Origin of the sequence: Porphyromonas levii DSM 23370, from assembly GCF_000379925.1 — a bacterium.
GTDB classification, from domain to species: domain Bacteria; phylum Bacteroidota; class Bacteroidia; order Bacteroidales; family Porphyromonadaceae; genus Porphyromonas_A; species Porphyromonas_A levii.
The window spans coordinates 1-16,630 of sequence record NZ_KB904237.1; the positions used below are offsets into that span (position 1 = coordinate 1).

Below are 16,630 nucleotides of genomic sequence, written 5' to 3' on the forward strand. Positions count from 1 at the left end.
AAAAAAGACAAAGACCAATCTCCAAAACAGCCAAACACCTCCCAAAATACAGCAAAGAGCACCCCAAAGTACCCCCAAATACTACCCCCAACAGCGCCGATCTATACTTTGCGGAATCTAGGCCCTATATCAGTGAAATTTATTCCTAGGAATAAATTTATTTATCTGTACAAATAAATTTATTTATCTCTAGGAATAAATTTGCTTGCTCGCGCTAGCCGTGGATGCGGCGCAGGCGAGGGCTTTTGGATACTCTAGGGAGGGGAAGGTGGCGATTTCATTTTGGGGGTTAGGGTACAGGGTATTTCGTGAGGGGCGATTGGTTGGTTATGTCGGGCGATATGTCTATTTTTGTGGGAGCGTGGAGGGCTTTAACTTAAAATGTTACAGGGTACTATGAAAAAACCAGTCGGAATATTTGGCTATTTGAGAAATACTTTATAGATTTGTGGTGTACTATCACAGTAGTACATAAATTGAGTGAATAAATTAATATGAGTGCATACAAGAAGAGTACGAGGGAGGAGAAGCTAGAGGCGCTGGGTCACCTACTGGATGTGCTGGATCGCCTGAGGGTAGAGTGTCCTTGGGATGCTAAGCAGACCAATCTATCTCTTCGTCCCAATACAATAGAGGAGGTATTTGAGCTTTCGGAGGCTTTGCTCCATGAAGACGACCGTGAGATCTCCAAGGAGCTTGGCGATGTACTACTTCATGTGCTATTTTATGCCAAGATAGGCGAAGAAAAGGAGGCGTTTGATATCGCAAGTGTAGCGCATGGCGAAGCCGAGAAGCTCATTTACCGCCACCCTCATATCTACGGAAGCGTTCAGGTGAATGACGCCCACGATGTGGAGCAAAACTGGGAGCAGATCAAGCTCAAAGAGAAGGGGGGCAATAAGACGGTGCTCTCCGGTGTGCCCAGCGGTTTGCCTTCTATGATAAAGGCGTACAGAGTGCAGGAGAAAGCCGCCAATGTGGGTTTCGACTGGGAGCAGCGCTCTGATGTGTGGGACAAGGTAGAGGAAGAGCTTCGGGAGCTTCAACAAGAGATCGAGGGTGACGGCACTCAGGCACATAAGGAGGGCGAGCTAGGCGATTTCCTCTTCAGTCTCATTAATATGGGTCGCCTCTACGGAGTGGATCCCGATACCAGTCTGGAGCGTACCAATCAGAAGTTTATCCGTCGCTTTGGCTATATCGAAGAGCGCGCCAAAGCCGCTGGCAAGTCACTCAAGGAGATGACGCTAGGCGAGATGGATGCCCTATGGAACGAAGCCAAGAGGAGTGAATAATATAGATACATTTAATAGATACAATGAATCAGCAGCGTAAGGCAATAATCGAAGTAAAAGCGCTTCATAAGACCTATCCAGGTGCTCAGCCCCTCCACGTGCTCAAAGGGGTGGATATGACGGTGTACGAAGGGGAGATGGTAGCCCTCATGGGGGCGAGCGGTAGCGGTAAGTCTACGCTTCTCAATATCCTAGGTATCCTCGATGATTACGACGAAGGGGAATATATTCTCGATGGCGACCTGATCCAGGAGCTGGACGAAAACTCTGCTGCCGAGATGAGAGGCAAGAAGATAGGCTTTGTATTTCAGAGCTTTAACCTGATTCCTTTCAAGACGGCGCTAGAGAATGTGGCACTGCCGCTCTACTACCAAGGGGTATCGCAGAAGGAGCGTAATGCGCTTGCTGAGCAGTACCTCGATAGTGTAGGTCTATTGCCTTGGGCGCACCACCTGCCCAATGAGCTTTCGGGCGGTCAGAAACAGCGTGTCTCCATGGCGCGAGCACTCATCACCAAGCCGTCTATCCTACTTGCCGATGAGCCGACAGGTGCTCTCGATAGCAAGACGACGATAGAGGTGATGGAGCTACTCAAGCAGATCAATAGGGAACAAGGTCTCACCATGCTTATCGTGACCCACGAGCCCGGGGTGGCAGAGCAGTGCCAGCGTACGATTCATATCAAGGACGGACTAATAGTGGGGGAGGAGTGATGAATGCGTATTTCCAAGAGCTAGCCAATTCGCTACAGAATAACAAGCTCCGCACCTTTCTTACCGGCTTCTCCATAGCGTGGGGTATCATCATCCTCGTAGTGATGCTCGGCGCAGGGAAAGGAGTGGAGAATGGTATTCGTGGTATGGTGGAGTCGAGTGGTGCCAATCAGATAAAAGTGACCATGAACCTCTACTTTACCGAAAAGCCTTATGCTGGATATCAGGCCAATCGTCAGCCTTTCCTAAAGCCTGAACAGCTCGACTATCTGCGGGGGGTCTACAGTGATAGGGTGGATCTGATAGAGCCTTCGTTAAGCAACTTCAAAGAGGTGAGTACTACCTTCGGGAGCCTAACGATGCAGGTCAATACTACGAGCTGGGCGGAGCAGAACTTCAATAAGCTAGAGCTTCAGCAGGGGCGCTTCTTTAGTCGCCAGGAGCACGAAGATGGAGCTAGAGTAGCGATCATCACCGATGGGCATATCTCTTCGCTCTTCGAGGCAGGCGAAGACCCCATAGGGAAGATAATTACGATGATGGGCGCTACCTTTAGGGTGGTAGGGGTGGTCAAAGCGGCAGTACCTTTCTATGGGTCGGTTTATATCCCACTCAATACCTACGCTTGGCTTTATCCCAATCAAATGGTGCAGATGACTTCTTTCTCTATCTATCCCAAGGTGGGGCAAGCAAGCCGAGTGCAGCAGCTCACCGATGAGATGAAGCAGACGGTGATGCAGCTTGCGAAGGTAGACCCTACAGATGCTTTCGCAGTGGATATGCAAAACTCTGCCGACCAAGCCAAGACTATGGACATGATCTTCCTCAGTCTCCAAATCCTTCTCTGGGTGATGGGTGTAGGTAGCCTCAGTATCGGTACTATAGGTGTCTCCAATATCATGCACGTGACCGTGCAAGAGCGTATGAGAGAGATAGGTATTCGTAAGGCTATCGGTGCCAAGCCCAAGGATATTATGCAACTGGTATTGGGCGAGAGTCTACTCCTCTCTATCGTAGCAGGTTTTGTGGGATTGGTAGTTGGTGTTGTAATTATCAATGTTCTAGACTATCTGGCTGCGGTCAATCATTGGGGACAACAGTCTATCCCCGTGGGAAGCTCGCCCGATAATGTGATGATCCTTAATCTATTTGAGCACCCTGAGGTCAATCTAGGCGTTGCCTTTGGCGCACTTATCGTGCTGGTGGTGGCAGGGTTATTGGCAGGCTATGGTCCGGCTAAGAAGGCGATAAAGATACCTGCAGTAGTGGCAATGCGAGATACTAAGTAGTAAGAGAGAGATCATGAGATTCGGAAAAGAACAGTGGCAGGAGCTGTGGTACACACTCAAGAGTAATAAGCGGAGGAGCATCGTTACCTCCTTAGGGGTCTTCGCGGGGATGTTTTTCCTCACGGTGCTCACGAGCTTGGGCAATGGACTAGGCAATGCAACCGCAGAGCAGCTAAAGGCTATCTCCAGCAATAGTGTTTTCTTCCTGCCCGGGCGTACCACTATGCCGTATCAGGGCTACAAAGCGAATAGGAAGATTACCCTTACCTACCAAGATTATCTGGCAATAGACGCACGCGCTAAGCTCCTGAAGTCTATCTCTTGCTATACCTCTATGGGTGAGTGGGGAAATACTCAGGTGGTTGCCAATGGTCGTAGCCGCCAGACTACAGTGGTGGGACTTAATCCCAACTACTATACGTCGATAGAGGAGCATATCGCTATCTATGGGCGCCCTATGCAGCGCCAAGAGATGGAGCAAGGGGCAATGGTGTGCACAGTAGGAGAATATCTGGCGGAGAAGTTTTACCCCGATAGTCCTGCCGATATGGTGGGCACTATCGTTACCCTCAATGGCGTCGCCTATAAGGTGGTAGGCGTGGTGAAGCAGTATAGCGATAACTTCTCCTTCGGCTTCAATGCTCGGTATTGTGTCGAGGTGCCACTGAGCAATGTAATTGGTACCGATGTCAATAAGGAAGTTTATCTTGCAGGCAATATGCTCGACGGTGTCACCGCCAAGGAAGCAGGGAAGGAGGTTTATCAGATTATCGCTCGGCGACAAAACCTTAATCCCCAGGACGAGCAGTCTATCATCCCTATGGGTATGGAGCTCTTCAATAAGATATTCGGGATGATCAGCAAGGGTATCAATCTCTTGATATGGATCGTAGGTATGGGTACCCTTATCACTGGCGTCATCAGTGTGAGCAATATCCTTCTGGTCACCGTGCGAGAGCGACAGAGAGAGATAGGTGTGCGTAGAGCTATAGGTGCTAAGCCACAGGACATCCGTTCGCAGTTTATGGCAGAGGCGCTATTGATCATCTTGATAGCTGGGTCGGTGGGTATCTTTTTGGGGATGCTGGTATCGCTCCTCTTCGGTACGATTACAGAGTCTACTAAGATAGGGCAATTTGTGTTGCGCCCTTATCCCGATGTACAGACACTCACGATCTCTGTAATCATTATGATCGTTGCCGGAGTGCTGGCTGGGCTTTTGCCGGTGTACAAGGCGCTAGAGATAAAAGCAATAGATGCGATAAGGGACGAATAAAAGTTAACATAGAATCATATATAGTATTATGGCAAAAGAGAAGAAAGGCAAGAAGATAGGCAAGTGGATCCTATGGGGGCTCCTTGCGGTGGTGGCAATTGTGGTGATTGCCCAAGTAGTGAGCAAGGGGCGGGACAAGGGCAATGCCTACGAACTGGTAAGCCCTGTGGCTACCGACTCGGTGGTGATGAGTACCGTGCTTACCGGCGCTATCGAGGCGCGCGATGAAGTCAAGGTGAAGCCGGAGATGAATGGTATCATCTCGGAGCTCCTTCACCTCCCTGGCGACTATGTGAATGCCGGCGACCTAGTGGCAAGGCTCAGCATTGTCCCCGATGTATCTACCATTCAGAATGCGGCATCTCGTGTAGAGAGCGCACGTGTTCGACTGAAGCAATCTCAGGAGGTATTTGAGCGCGACAAGGTGCTATTTGAGCAGGAGATTCTGCCTCGTGAGCAATACGAGACCAGCGAGGCGAACCTCAAGAATGCCGAGATCGAACTCAATATAGCCGAGGAGAGCCTACAGCTGGTCTCTACGGGTAGTAGTTCGCGTACGGCACAGAAAAATAATACTCTAGTACGTGCTACCGTAAGCGGTACTATCCTAGAGCAGCCGGTAAAGGTGGGTAATACGGTGATTCAGGCGAACTCCTTCAATGAGGGTACTACTATAGTCTCTATCGCCGACCTCAACGACCTCCTCTTCGTGGGTAATGTGAACGAAAGCGAGGTGAATAAGGTGCGCCCAGGGGCTGAGGTATTGATCCATGTAGGGGCACTGAAAGGGCGTACTTTCCACGCCACTATTGAGTATGTATCTCCTAAGGGTGTGGATAAGAGCGGTACCATCCTCTTCGAGGTAAAAGCAGCGCTCGCCAATGACAATCTCGATGGTATCAAGGCTGGCTTCAGTGCCAATGCCGAGGTGGTACTACAGAAGGCTTCGGGTGTGATGACGATTCCTGAGAGTGCGGTCACCTATCGTGGCGATAAGGCGTATGTGTATGTCTCCCAGGGTGGAGGTAATACCGAACAAGACTTCACGGAGCAGGAGGTAACCCTAGGTATCTCCGATGGTCTCAAGGTGGAGGTCAAGAGCGGTCTCAAAGGTACGGAGCAGCTTCGTGGTAATCGTTTAGGTGTCAATTAAGAGATGAAAAAGATATTCCTTTGGATCGCCCTATCGATCGTAGCCATTAGTGCATCGGCACAGCAGAAGCTATCACTGATACAGATGAATCTCGCTGAGTGTATTGCCTACGCTCAGGAGAATAGCCCGCTACTCCTCCCGCTCCCTGCCCAGCTGGAGATGCTCCAGATAGACTACCAAGCAGCTCGTTCCGCTTTCTTGCCAAGCCTCAATGCTCAGATAGGGCAGAACTTCTCTTTCGGTCGTTCCCAAGGGCGTGACTTCGTCTATACCAATACTTCAAGTGCCAATACCTCCTTTTCGCTAGGCGTAGATGTGCCTATATTCAATGGCGGTCAGCGGTGGTACCAGCTCAAAAAGAGCGATGCCGCACGCGCCACAGGTGACTATATAGTGCGAGATGTGGAGGATAATATCGCCCTCACGGTAACCCAGAGCTATATCCAGCTGATGCTGGCGAAGCAATTGGCGGCTACAGCTGTGGAGAACCTTGCACTCACGCAGAAGCATCTGGATGAGATTAAGAAGCAAGTGGAGGTAGGGCGCGCCGCTGCGGCTCAGCAGATAGATATTGAGAGTCAGTTGGGTAGAGACCAATTGGCGGTAACAGAGACGGCTGCCGATGTGGTGCGCGCTACTCGTATCTTGCTACTCGATATGGGCTTTGACCTCAATAAGATGTCGGAGAACGAGATAGACTTCGTGGAGCTAACACCCGAGGAGGTGATTGCCAAACTAGAGCAGACAACGCCAAGGCAGGTGGACGCAGCTTGGGTACTACCAGCTACAGCTAAGCTCGAGAAGGAGCTGGAGCTCTCGGACTACGATGTGAAGATAGCAAAGAGCGCTCTATGGCCTTCGCTATCGCTTAGCGGTGGCTACTCCAATGGCTATTATTATACCTTTGGAGAGAAAAATAAGATGCTCAACCAGCCTTTCCAAAATCAGCTGAAGGATAATGGGCGCTATTTCGTAGGGCTTTCGCTCAGTATCCCTATTTATAATAGGGGACAGGTGCGCCGTCAGATACGTGTAGCCGAACTACAGCAAGCCAATTTGAGGAGTCAGCTGGTACAGAAGCGTATCAACGATGACCGCAATGTGTTGCTGGCGCGCACGGATCTGGAGAAGGCGGACGAACAGTACCGTGTGGCTCGTGAGAGCCTTGCCCTCTCTACCCGTGCCCTAGAGGTGGCAGATACTCAGTACACAGCAGGTCGCATTGGTACCTACGAGTGGGAGCAGTCTAAGAATAGACGCCTCCAAGCGCAAGCCTCCTACCTGCAGGCGATCTACAACCGCTTGCTCCGTACCATCAACCTCACCTACTTCCACACAGGAGTTATCCGTAGCGATTGGTAACCTCCAACCTGAAAGCCCCCTTGCTCACAGAATGTACAAGCCCCCAAACCCCCTAAACCGAAGGTAGCCCATAGGCAAGGGGGCTTGAACATCAGGTAGGCTAGATGAGCAACGGAGAACAGCCCCTTACCTATGGGCTACCTTCGGTTTAGGGGCTAAAGAAGAGCGTGGACAAGGTGTCCCCCTCCCTCCCCACGCTCTGCGTGGGGAGGGAGGGGGACATCGTTTTGCGTATCTCCCTGCCCACGGCCTCGGGCTTCGCCCTCAACCGAGGTGACTATAGGTACCTGTATCCTCTCCGATTGGAGCGGGAGACAACACAGCCATCGTTATTAGAGAGGACAACCACAGGGCGCCCATTGAGCTGGGGGCGGAAGAGGCGCTCACAGCTCACATAGAAGTTGTTACAATCGATAAGCCCATACATAGGTCGTTACTATCTATGGCGATTGCGGGGATTGGGCTGGTGGATAACATAAGTGACCACACCCCAGAGCGTGAAGTGGTCTTCGGGCTCTACCTTCATCTTGGGGTACTTGTCATTGGCAGACACGAGGTATAGCTCGCCCTCTGGGCTCTTTTCTATGTACTTGATATTGAACTCCCCATTGATGAAGCAGACCGCTACATCGTTTTGCTTAAACTCCAGCGACCTATCCACGATGATGATATCCCCCTCATATTATATCGGCATCAATCATGGAGTCCCCTACCACACGAGCCATAAAAGTGGTATTGGGGTGCTTTATCAGTTCGGCAGTGAGGTCTATCGTCTCTACATTGTAGTCTTCAGCAGGAGAGGGGAAGCCCGCAAAGAGCCCCTCCTGAAGGCAGGGCACTTCGGAATAAACCCCTCGCGAATAGCATAGAAGTCCAGTGATTTATCCATCTGTTTTGCCATTGCTCTAGAGCTTAGTAGAGGAGGATGGTGCGGAGCTTCTCTTGTTTTTTTGTATCGAAGTGGAGGAAGTCGGAGAGGTAGGTATCGATAGTGCCGTAGCGCTCTTCTATCTCATCGATAATCTCATTCACTTGCCGTGGGGTACAACGGAAGTACTCCGTGAGGGCTTCTTGCACCTTGGAGGACTGTGTAAATCCGTTCGGCTCTATGCGCGACACCGGGAGGTTGTCATTGGAGAGGACATAATCGCTGATGGCGTCGCTCTTGCTTACGCCTAGTATATAATGCAGGAGGAGGGTCACAAAGGCGACCCTATCCTTCCCTAGGTCGTCACTGATTAGGATAGGATAATTGGCTGGGTCTAGGAAGCTATCGAAGAGCATGCGGAGCTGGTTGGGGTTCGCAAAAGCGATGTTCTCCAATATATCTCGGTGCATGTGCTCTATCTCAAGCTCGCTACTGTGCCCGTCGTAGATGTTATCTATGATGTGCTGGAAGTCGATGACCTTATCTGGCCCTATGTATACTTGCTCCATCCCCGAGATAGGTATCTTGGGCAATTGGTCGGAGATACGTGAGGGAGAGAGCGCATACTGAGTGCGTATCCCCAGCCCAGCAATGGCAGGCACATCTTGCTCGAAGCTCCGCCAGAGGTCGCCCGAGCGGTAGATCATGCCCCAGCGTACTTGATCGCCATTGTAGGTCATGTAGCCGCCAATGTCGCGGAGGTTGAGGATGCCGATGGTGGGAATGGTGCGCGTGGTCACTACACGCATATCACGATTATTGAACACAAGGAGGAAGTAGGTGTGGTTGCCCCCTTCGGTATTGTAGCGGTATTGTGCCGCTGCTATCTGCTCTACGGTGTAGGGCTTATCGGGATACTGGTTGGCATCAGACGAGGCATAGATGGCTACTTGCCCGTCCATCCCAGGGTACACCTGCCACTGTATCAGGTAATCGCCCTCCTTATCCTGTCGGGTATGGGTATCTATATAGTACGCCTGCTTGGCGCACGAAGCGGTAAGCAGTACCAGTAGGAGTAGGATGGTATATGGATATAAACCTTTGCGCATATATATAGGGTCTTTATATCTTAGCATTGTGCAATCGTGGCGCCAAGGGGGTAAGCTTCCTCTCGTCGCCTATCACTTAATGCTACAAATATAGAAAAACGGGTGGAATGGGGGCTATCTCATAGGTTAAATAATCTAATCACTCAGGTTGGTGTGCGTGAGGATTGTCTAGAAAAAGACGAGATTCAGCGGAACGGCAGCCTATCCCATCGCCCCCCCAATGGGATCCTCTCAACCATTACTTGAGAATGTTGCACGAAGTGCCATTCTCGCCGATTTGCTTGCAAATCGGCTTAGACGTTGCACGGTGGTGAAATACAAGGCACTGAGACTTAGGCTGACGGGAGCGTACTCACGTACGTGACCGAAGCCGAATGTCGAAAGTAACGCAGTAGTTCGCCACCGTACAACACTCTCTACTTAGGGTAAGAGAAGATGTCTTGTACCCTAGAGGTATTAGTTAGAGTAGAGAGCGGCACTCACAGATAGCGCTAGCGAGCAAATTTATTCCTAGAGATAAATATATTTATTTGTACAGATAAATAAATTTATTCCTAGGAATAAATTTCGTTGCTCAGGCTCGCCAAAACCCCTCCAATGGTAAGGGCGAAAAACATCTCCCCATGCCTCCGACACCACCCACACCACCTATCGTAGGGGCGAATAATTATTCGCCCCTACATCCCCACAACCCTTCGAGGGCTCCGAAGCATCTGAGGGCTCCGATAACATACTATAATCTCCTACAAAACACAACAATAACAAATATTGCTATTGTATATTTGCGTATAATATTATTTTGTATTACCTTTGCGGTAGAGAAGGATTTCAAGAAACGTGTAATATATTATGACTCAACGACTATGGAACAAGACATGAAATTCAGTGGCACCCTTCTAAAGGGGGTCGGAGACCACACTCGGGAGCAGTTGCCTCCGCTACCGCAGGTACTACAGCGCAATCAAGGCGTACTCTATACCGCCTCGCTCTATTTCCCCGACATTCTGCCCAAGAGCGCAAGCCGAGCATTGCGCAAGGAGATTGCCACTTATCCCGCACTCAGGCAGGCTTTGGAAGCGACCAATTGGTCGCCCCAAAAGCGGTACCTCACGCCGCTACAGCAGCAGATTATTGTCCACTACTTAGGCGAACCGGTATGATGGGAGGATGGATCAAGCTGCATCGCAATCTGACGCACTGGCAGTGGTACGACGACTCTCTGATGGTGCACCTCTTCATCCACCTACTCCTCTCAGCCAATTTCGAGGAGCGGCAGTGGAGGGGTATCACCATCCGTAGGGGGCAACTCGTAACAAGTACACAGCAGTTGGCCGAAGGCATACACTCCACCTACAAGATGGTCTTCTCCCGATTATGCAAACTAGAGAAGAGCGGAGAGATTAGTAAAATTCGGAACAACCAGTTTAGCATCATAACCATCACGAAATACGATGATTACATGGATGCTGACCCCTCCGACGGGACAGCGGAGGGACAACGACGGGACAGCGATGGTACACAATATAAGAATATAATAAGTAAAGAACATATCAAGAAGAATACCCCCCTAACCCCCCAAGGGGGAAAGGACGACCTTTTGGATACAGAGGAGCTTAACCCCTGGAGGGCTATCGCCGAAGTGCCTCAAGCCCCCAAGCCCCCCGTTGCGCGCACCCCCCTTTCCCCCGCTTTCGAGAAATGGCTAGCCTACAAGCGAGAGAAGCGGCAGAGCTATCGTTCGGAGCGAGCACTCAGAGCGTGCTACAACCAGCTGGAGCGCTACTCCAAGGGAGATCCCAAGGTGGCCATGGAGATTATAGAGCGGAGTATAGCGATGAACTACTCTGGATTTTTTGAACCTAAAGCATACAACAAACATCATGAACATAGACCTGAGAGCATTACAAATGCAGCAGAATCTGAAAAGGGTACAAGGTACTCAACTATTTAGACCCGACTGCCTCCTACCGCTTGCTACACAGGTGGACCGTCTGGAGCAAGCCCTACAGATTGCCTACGCTTCGGAGGTACTCTCCAGAGGGCGCCAACTGGTGCCCGACCAAGCTACTCGCGCCAACCTACACAAGGTGGCGGAGTGGCTCACCAACCCTCTGGCTAAGCCTTGGCTCCTCATCTATGGCGGGGTGGGCAATGGTAAGACCACACTCCTGAGGGCGATACAGGCTTTTGTGAATAGCCAGCGCTTCTACATCGGGAATACTAGGGTGCAGATGCTGGTGCAGACCGCAAGCCGTCTCTCTGCACTAGCGGTGGAGAGCCCTAGGCTCTTCGAGAGCCGTACCGACCAAGAGTGCATCGGCATAGACGACCTTGGGGTGGAGCCTCTGGAGGTCAATAGCTTCGGTACACGCTCTACCCCCATTGCCGAATTGCTCTTGCACCGCTACGAGCGCATGAGGTTTACCATCCTCACAAGCAATCTTTCGGAAGAGCAACTCACCAGCCGCTATGGCGAGCGTATCACCGACCGCCTCCGCGAGGTGTGCGACCGCCTTTGGATGGATGGTGCATCCTACAGAGGAACGGTATGACACGGGCGCTCTTCTTCCCCGAGATGGGTCTCGACAAAAAGTAGTATCTTTGTGGCTAAAAGAGTAAGAAAGATGGCACTACGTAAGATAGACAATGGTTTGATACCCGAGTGGTATCCGCAAGAGGCCGTGCTCATGGCTTGGCCCGAAGAGGGTATGGACTGGGCGTATATCCTGCCCGAGGTGCGGGCTTGCTATACTGAAATCATCACCCACCTACTGCAGTACACTCATGTGGTACTCCTGGTGGGAGAAGGGGGTGGTATCTCGCCCCAGCAGCTCAAGGCTTGGCGCCACGGGGGTAAGTACCCACTTATCTATATCGACCACTTCCCACTCAATGATACTTGGATGCGCGATGTGATGCCGCTCTTCGGCATGAAGGAGGGGCAGCGTGCCGCCTACGACTTTGGCTTCAACGGCTGGGGGCTTAAGTTTGCCGCCAACCTCGACAATAGGGCTGTAGGACGGCTCTTCGAGCGCGGACTATTCGACAGTGGGGTACAGGGGCGTGGGCACCGAGACTTCATACTAGAGGGCGGGGCTATCGATGTGAATAGTAGGGGCGAGCTGCTCTCTACGGCGTGTGTGCTCCGAGAGCCCAACCGTAATCCTAGTCGCCACCCCGACTACAACGAGACCATCATGAGCTACCTAGGGGTTACGCGCCACCATATGCTGGCGGGCGACTTGGCGCTCAAGGGCGACGATACGGATGGGCATATCGATACCATCGCAAGGTTTGTCGATGACGATACCATCCTCTATTGCTATGCCGAGACAGTGCCGCAGACGGTAGCGCTGAAGCAGGCACTAGAGCAGCTAACGACCGTGGAGGGCAAGAGCTACACCCTGATTCCGCTACCGCTGCCCGAGCAGAGGTACGACGAAGAGGGCTACCCTCTACCTGCTACGTATGCCAACTTCCTTATCACCAATGGCGCGGTACTCGTGCCTATCTACCAAGATGCTATGGACGAGGTGGCGCTCGAGATCATACGCAAAGCGATGCCCCACCACGAGGTGGTGGGCATAGACTGCCGTGCTCTGGTACAGCAGCATGGCTCACTCCACTGCATCACCATGCAGGTACCCGAAGGATATATTGACCCCATTCACTTTGAGAGACGATGAAAGTAGGGATTATTCAGCAACACAATACAAGCGACAGAGCGCTCAACCGCCAACGCCTTACCGATAAGATACACGAGGTAGCCCGTGAGGGCGCCCAATTGGTCGTACTCCAGGAGCTTCACGAAGGGCTATACTTCTGCCAGACAGAGGACGTTCGCCTCTTCGACCAAGCGGAGACTATCCCCGGCGATAGCACCGACTACTACAGTGGGGTAGCCAAGGAGGCGGGCGTGGTACTCGTCCTTTCGCTCTTCGAGAAGCGTGCGACAGGGCTGTACCATAACACTTCGGTGGTGCTCGATAGGGATGGTTCGATTGCGGGCAAGTATCGCAAGATGCACATACCTGACGACCCAGCGTATTACGAGAAGTTTTATTTCACCCCTGGCGACCTAGGTTTCCACCCCATACAGACGTCACTTGGCAAGCTCGGTGTACTCGTTTGCTGGGATCAGTGGTACCCCGAGGCAGCTCGTCTGATGGCTCTCGCTGGGGCTGAGCTCCTCATCTACCCTACCGCGATAGGCACAGAGAGCACCGATGCACCCGAGGAGCAGACCCGCCAGAGGGAGGCTTGGACCACCGTACAACGTGGACACGCCGTGGCGAATGGGCTACCTGTGGTGGCGGTGAACCGAGTGGGCTACGAGGAAGACCCCTCGGGGCGCACGGGCGGTATCACCTTCTGGGGGCAGTCCTTTGTGGCTGGGCCTCAGGGCGAAGTACTCGAGATGCTCTCGACTACCGAAGAGGCGACCGCTGTAGTGGAGATAGATATGGAGCGGAGCGAACTAGTACGGCGCTGGTGGCCTTTCCTCCGCGACCGCAGGATAGACAATTACGACGACATCGTCAAACGCTATAGAGACTAAATAAGCAATGAAGGAGCTAGGACTACTACGCAACGACCCTTGGCTAGCGAAGCACAAGGAGGCAATCATGGGACGACACGAGGGGGTAATAAGAAAGGAAGCAGAGCTATTGGGTAGCGCTTCCGTCACACTCGGCGACTTCGCCACAGGGCACCTCCACTTCGGTCTCTTCCGAGGGGCAAGCGAGTGGACCCTCCGCGAATGGGCACCCAATGCCACCGCTGTCTACCTCATTGGCGACTTCAATGGCTGGCAGAGGAGCCCCGAGTATGCGCTCACCCCTATTGATAATGGGCAGTGGGAGCTTAGGCTGCCACTAGAGAAGATAGGGCACGGTGACCACTACAAGCTCTACATGGTGTGGAATGGAGGCGAGGGCGAACGTATACCAGCCTGGGCGAGGTACGTGGTGCAAGACCCCAAGACGTATGCTTTCTGTGCTTCGGTATGGGCACCGGAAACCCCTTATGTGCCTAAGCACCCGAGGGCATTGCTCCACGATGAACCGCTCCTTATCTATGAAGCGCATATCGGTATGGCTACCGAGGAGGAGCGTGTGGGCACCTACCGCGAGTTCGAGACCGAAGTGCTCCCCAAGATTAAGGCTAAGGGGTACAATGCGGTGCAGCTTATGGCCATCATGGAGCACCCTTATTACGGTTCCTTCGGTTACCAGGTGTCGAGCTTCTTTGCCCCTTCCTCAAGGTTTGGCACGCCCGACGACCTTCGCCACCTTATAGATACGGCGCACGGTATGGGGCTGGTGGTGATTATGGACTTAGTACACTCCCATGCCGCTAAGAATGAAGTGGAGGGTCTGGCTAAGTACGACGGCACCCACACACAGTTCTTCCACTCGGGCGAGCGTATGGTACACCCGCAGTGGAACTCTATGTGCTTCGACTACGGTAAGCACGAGGTACTCCACTTCTTGCTCTCCAATTGCAAGTACTGGCTCGAGGAGTTTGGCTTCGATGGTTTCCGTTTCGATGGCGTCACCTCTATGCTCTACTTCAACCACGGCATAGAAAAGAGCTTCTGTACCTACAATGATTACTACGATGGCGGGCAAGACCCCGATGCCATCGATTACCTTACGCTGGCCAATAAACTGATTCATGAGGTCTACCCTCACGCTATCACCATAGCGGAGGAGGTGAGCGGCATGCCGGGGCTAGCGCTCCCCATCACCGAAGGAGGCTATGGCTTCGACTACCGTCTGGCTATGAACATCCCCGACTTCTGGATCAAGACCATCAAGGAACTGAGGGATGAGGATTGGCGTACCGGCTCTATCTGGTGGGAGTGCACCAACCGACGCCAGAACGAGATGAGCATTAGCTATGCCGAGAGCCACGACCAAGCCCTTGTGGGGGATAAGACCCTCATATTCCGCCTTATAGATAAGGAGATGTATTGGCACATGGACAAAGCGGATCAGAACCAAGCGGTAGCCCGTGGCGTAGCCCTCCACAAGATGATTCGCATGGTGACCATGACCACCACCAATGGTGGGTACCTCAACTTTATGGGCAATGAGTTTGGGCACCCCGAGTGGATAGACTTCCCTCGGGAGGGCAATGGCTGGAGCTACAAGTACGCACGCCGACAGTGGAGCCTCGAAGAGAATGGCTTCCTACGCTACGGACAGCTAGCGGAGTGGGATAAGGCAGTGCTCCAGCTGATGACGGAGGCGCCCAACTTCCACCTACTACCCCTGCGCCAACTATGGGAGAAGGGCGACGACCAAGTGCTTATCTACGTGCGTGGCACCTATGTCTTCATCTACAACTTCAACCCCACCCAATCCTTCGTGGACTACAAGTTCCCCGCCCCTGCAGGCAAGTACGAGGTCGTCCTCACTAGCGACGAAGAGCGCTTCGGTGGGCAAGGGCTAATAGATATGAATGTGGCGCACTTCACGATGTGCGACCCAGAGTTTAACTTCGATGGCAGAGGCTGGCTCAGTCAGTACATACCCGCCCGCACTGCCATGATACTTAGAAAGATTGATGAGTAACCAACAGATTCCACTCTACCCCCTTCGCTTTCAGGAGGCCTACAAGCAGACCATCTGGGGCGGCAATAGGATTTATCAGTACAAAGGCACCACAGCACCTGCCGAGGGTATCGGTGAGACTTGGGAGATCTCCCCTATGGAGGGCGATGCTTCGGTAGTCTCGGAGGGCGCCCTAAAGGGTAAAAGCCTCATAGAGGTTACCGAGGCGTATGGGAGCCAGCTCCTAGGGCAGCAGGTCTTCGACCGCTTCGGCGGCAAGTTCCCCCTACTCGTAAAGCTCATAGACTCCAACCAAGACCTTAGCGTGCAGGTACACCCCAACGACAGCTATGCCGAGGTACGCCACGACGGCAGCTGGGGCAAGACCGAGATGTGGTATATCCTAGAGCACACCAAGGAGGCTCAGATAAGGGCAGGATGGCGCAAGCAGACCAATCCTACCGACCTCCCTGAGCTGGTGAAGACAGATGAAGTGATGCAGTATCTCGATAGCCACACGGCACACGTAGGCGATGTGTTTTACCTCCCAGCGGGCAAGGTGCACACCATAGGGGCAGGCAACCTACTCCTGGAGATACAGCAAGCGAGCAAGATCACCTACCGTCTCTTCGACTTCAATCGTAAGGATGCGCAGGGCAATACCCGTGAACTACATATAGAGGATGCCGCTAAGGTCATCGATTACAGTATCAACGACCACGGCGCAGAGCCATACGACCGCACGGTAGAGAACCACCCAATTCTCCTAGCAGAGAGCCCATACTTCCGTACGAGCCTACTGCAGCTCACCGATGATTACCATTGCGACCTCTCGGAGCGCGACTCCTTCACCATCCTCTTTGTAGAGGAGGGCGTGGTAGTGGTGAATGGCGAGGTGCATCTGGAGAAAGGTCAATTCCTCCTCCTCCCTGCCTGTATCCACCAACTCCACCTTGCCACCACTGGTGCCAAGGTAGTTGAGAGCTACGTACCCAAAGTATAAATCCC

General features: G+C 52.4%; 14 protein-coding genes and 2 pseudogenes. 13 read left to right on the top strand and 3 right to left on the bottom strand.

Annotation, left to right across the window (positions count from 1 at the left end; translation table 11 throughout):
• Positions 1-494 precede the first annotated feature (494 nt).
• From mazG to A3GG_RS0102815, 6 genes are read left to right on the top strand one after another with little or no spacing between them, the layout of a single operon-like run.
• Positions 495-1,295 (top strand): nucleoside triphosphate pyrophosphohydrolase, encoded by an 801-nt coding sequence (mazG, locus tag A3GG_RS0102790; RefSeq protein WP_018357803.1) that lies wholly within the window; start codon positions 495-497, stop codon positions 1,293-1,295.
• Between the two features lie 23 nt (positions 1,296-1,318).
• Positions 1,319-2,008 carry an ABC transporter ATP-binding protein gene (locus A3GG_RS0102795; RefSeq protein ID WP_018357804.1) on the top strand — a complete coding sequence of 230 codons (690 nt, stop codon included), beginning with the start codon at positions 1,319-1,321 and terminating at the stop codon, positions 2,006-2,008.
• Positions 2,008-3,297 (top strand): ABC transporter permease, encoded by a 1,290-nt coding sequence (locus A3GG_RS0102800; RefSeq protein ID WP_018357805.1) that lies wholly within the window; start codon positions 2,008-2,010, stop codon positions 3,295-3,297. The genes A3GG_RS0102795 and A3GG_RS0102800 overlap by 1 nt, the downstream gene beginning before the upstream one ends.
• Positions 3,298-3,310: 13 nt before the next feature.
• On the top strand, positions 3,311-4,573 hold the full coding sequence (locus A3GG_RS0102805; RefSeq protein WP_018357806.1) for an ABC transporter permease: 1,263 nt from the start codon (positions 3,311-3,313) through the stop codon (positions 4,571-4,573).
• Between the two features lie 28 nt (positions 4,574-4,601).
• Positions 4,602-5,726, top strand: coding sequence for an efflux RND transporter periplasmic adaptor subunit (locus A3GG_RS0102810; RefSeq protein WP_018357807.1), 1,125 nt, complete (start codon positions 4,602-4,604; stop codon positions 5,724-5,726).
• 3 nt (positions 5,727-5,729) lie between these two features.
• Positions 5,730-7,088: a TolC family protein gene (locus A3GG_RS0102815; RefSeq protein WP_018357808.1), complete on the top strand. Its 1,359-nt coding sequence runs from the start codon at positions 5,730-5,732 to the stop codon at positions 7,086-7,088.
• 301 nt (positions 7,089-7,389) lie between these two features.
• Here A3GG_RS0102815 and A3GG_RS13020 read toward each other — a convergent pair.
• From A3GG_RS13020 to A3GG_RS0102825, 3 genes and pseudogenes are all read right to left on the bottom strand, one after another.
• Positions 7,390-7,515: pseudogene (locus tag A3GG_RS13020) on the bottom strand (Y-family DNA polymerase); the annotation flags it as partial.
• 9 nt (positions 7,516-7,524) lie between these two features.
• Positions 7,525-7,977 (bottom strand): annotated as a pseudogene (locus A3GG_RS14000) (LexA family protein).
• A gap of 23 nt (positions 7,978-8,000) precedes the next feature.
• Entirely contained in the window at positions 8,001-9,065 is a 1,065-nt protein-coding gene (locus A3GG_RS0102825) for a tyrosine-protein phosphatase (protein WP_033408242.1), read from the bottom strand.
• An 863-nt stretch (positions 9,066-9,928) separates the two neighbouring features.
• On the opposite strand from A3GG_RS0102825, the gene A3GG_RS13595 reads away from it, so the two are divergent.
• The 7 genes from A3GG_RS13595 to A3GG_RS0102860 all read left to right on the top strand — a co-directional run bounded on the left by A3GG_RS13595 (position 9,929) and on the right by A3GG_RS0102860 (position 16,625).
• Positions 9,929-10,225: a DUF4248 domain-containing protein gene (locus tag A3GG_RS13595; RefSeq protein WP_033408237.1), complete on the top strand. Its 297-nt coding sequence runs from the start codon at positions 9,929-9,931 to the stop codon at positions 10,223-10,225.
• Positions 10,222-11,016 (top strand): hypothetical protein, encoded by a 795-nt coding sequence (locus A3GG_RS0102835; RefSeq protein WP_018357811.1) that lies wholly within the window; start codon positions 10,222-10,224, stop codon positions 11,014-11,016. The genes A3GG_RS13595 and A3GG_RS0102835 overlap by 4 nt, the downstream gene beginning before the upstream one ends.
• On the top strand, positions 10,973-11,617 hold the full coding sequence (locus tag A3GG_RS11685; protein ID WP_018357812.1) for a P-loop NTPase family protein: 645 nt from the start codon (positions 10,973-10,975) through the stop codon (positions 11,615-11,617). Before A3GG_RS0102835 ends, A3GG_RS11685 begins: the two co-directional genes overlap by 44 nt.
• A 72-nt stretch (positions 11,618-11,689) precedes the next feature.
• Positions 11,690-12,751: an agmatine deiminase family protein gene (locus tag A3GG_RS0102845; RefSeq protein WP_018357813.1), complete on the top strand. Its 1,062-nt coding sequence runs from the start codon at positions 11,690-11,692 to the stop codon at positions 12,749-12,751.
• Entirely contained in the window at positions 12,748-13,623 is an 876-nt protein-coding gene (locus A3GG_RS0102850) for a carbon-nitrogen hydrolase (protein ID WP_018357814.1), read from the top strand. Before A3GG_RS0102845 ends, A3GG_RS0102850 begins: the two co-directional genes overlap by 4 nt.
• A gap of 7 nt (positions 13,624-13,630) precedes the next feature.
• Positions 13,631-15,643 carry an alpha-amylase family glycosyl hydrolase gene (locus tag A3GG_RS0102855; RefSeq protein WP_018357815.1) on the top strand — a complete coding sequence of 671 codons (2,013 nt, stop codon included), beginning with the start codon at positions 13,631-13,633 and terminating at the stop codon, positions 15,641-15,643.
• Positions 15,636-16,625, top strand: coding sequence for a type I phosphomannose isomerase catalytic subunit (locus A3GG_RS0102860; protein ID WP_018357816.1), 990 nt, complete (start codon positions 15,636-15,638; stop codon positions 16,623-16,625). Before A3GG_RS0102855 ends, A3GG_RS0102860 begins: the two co-directional genes overlap by 8 nt.
• Positions 16,626-16,630: the final 5 nt, after the last annotated feature.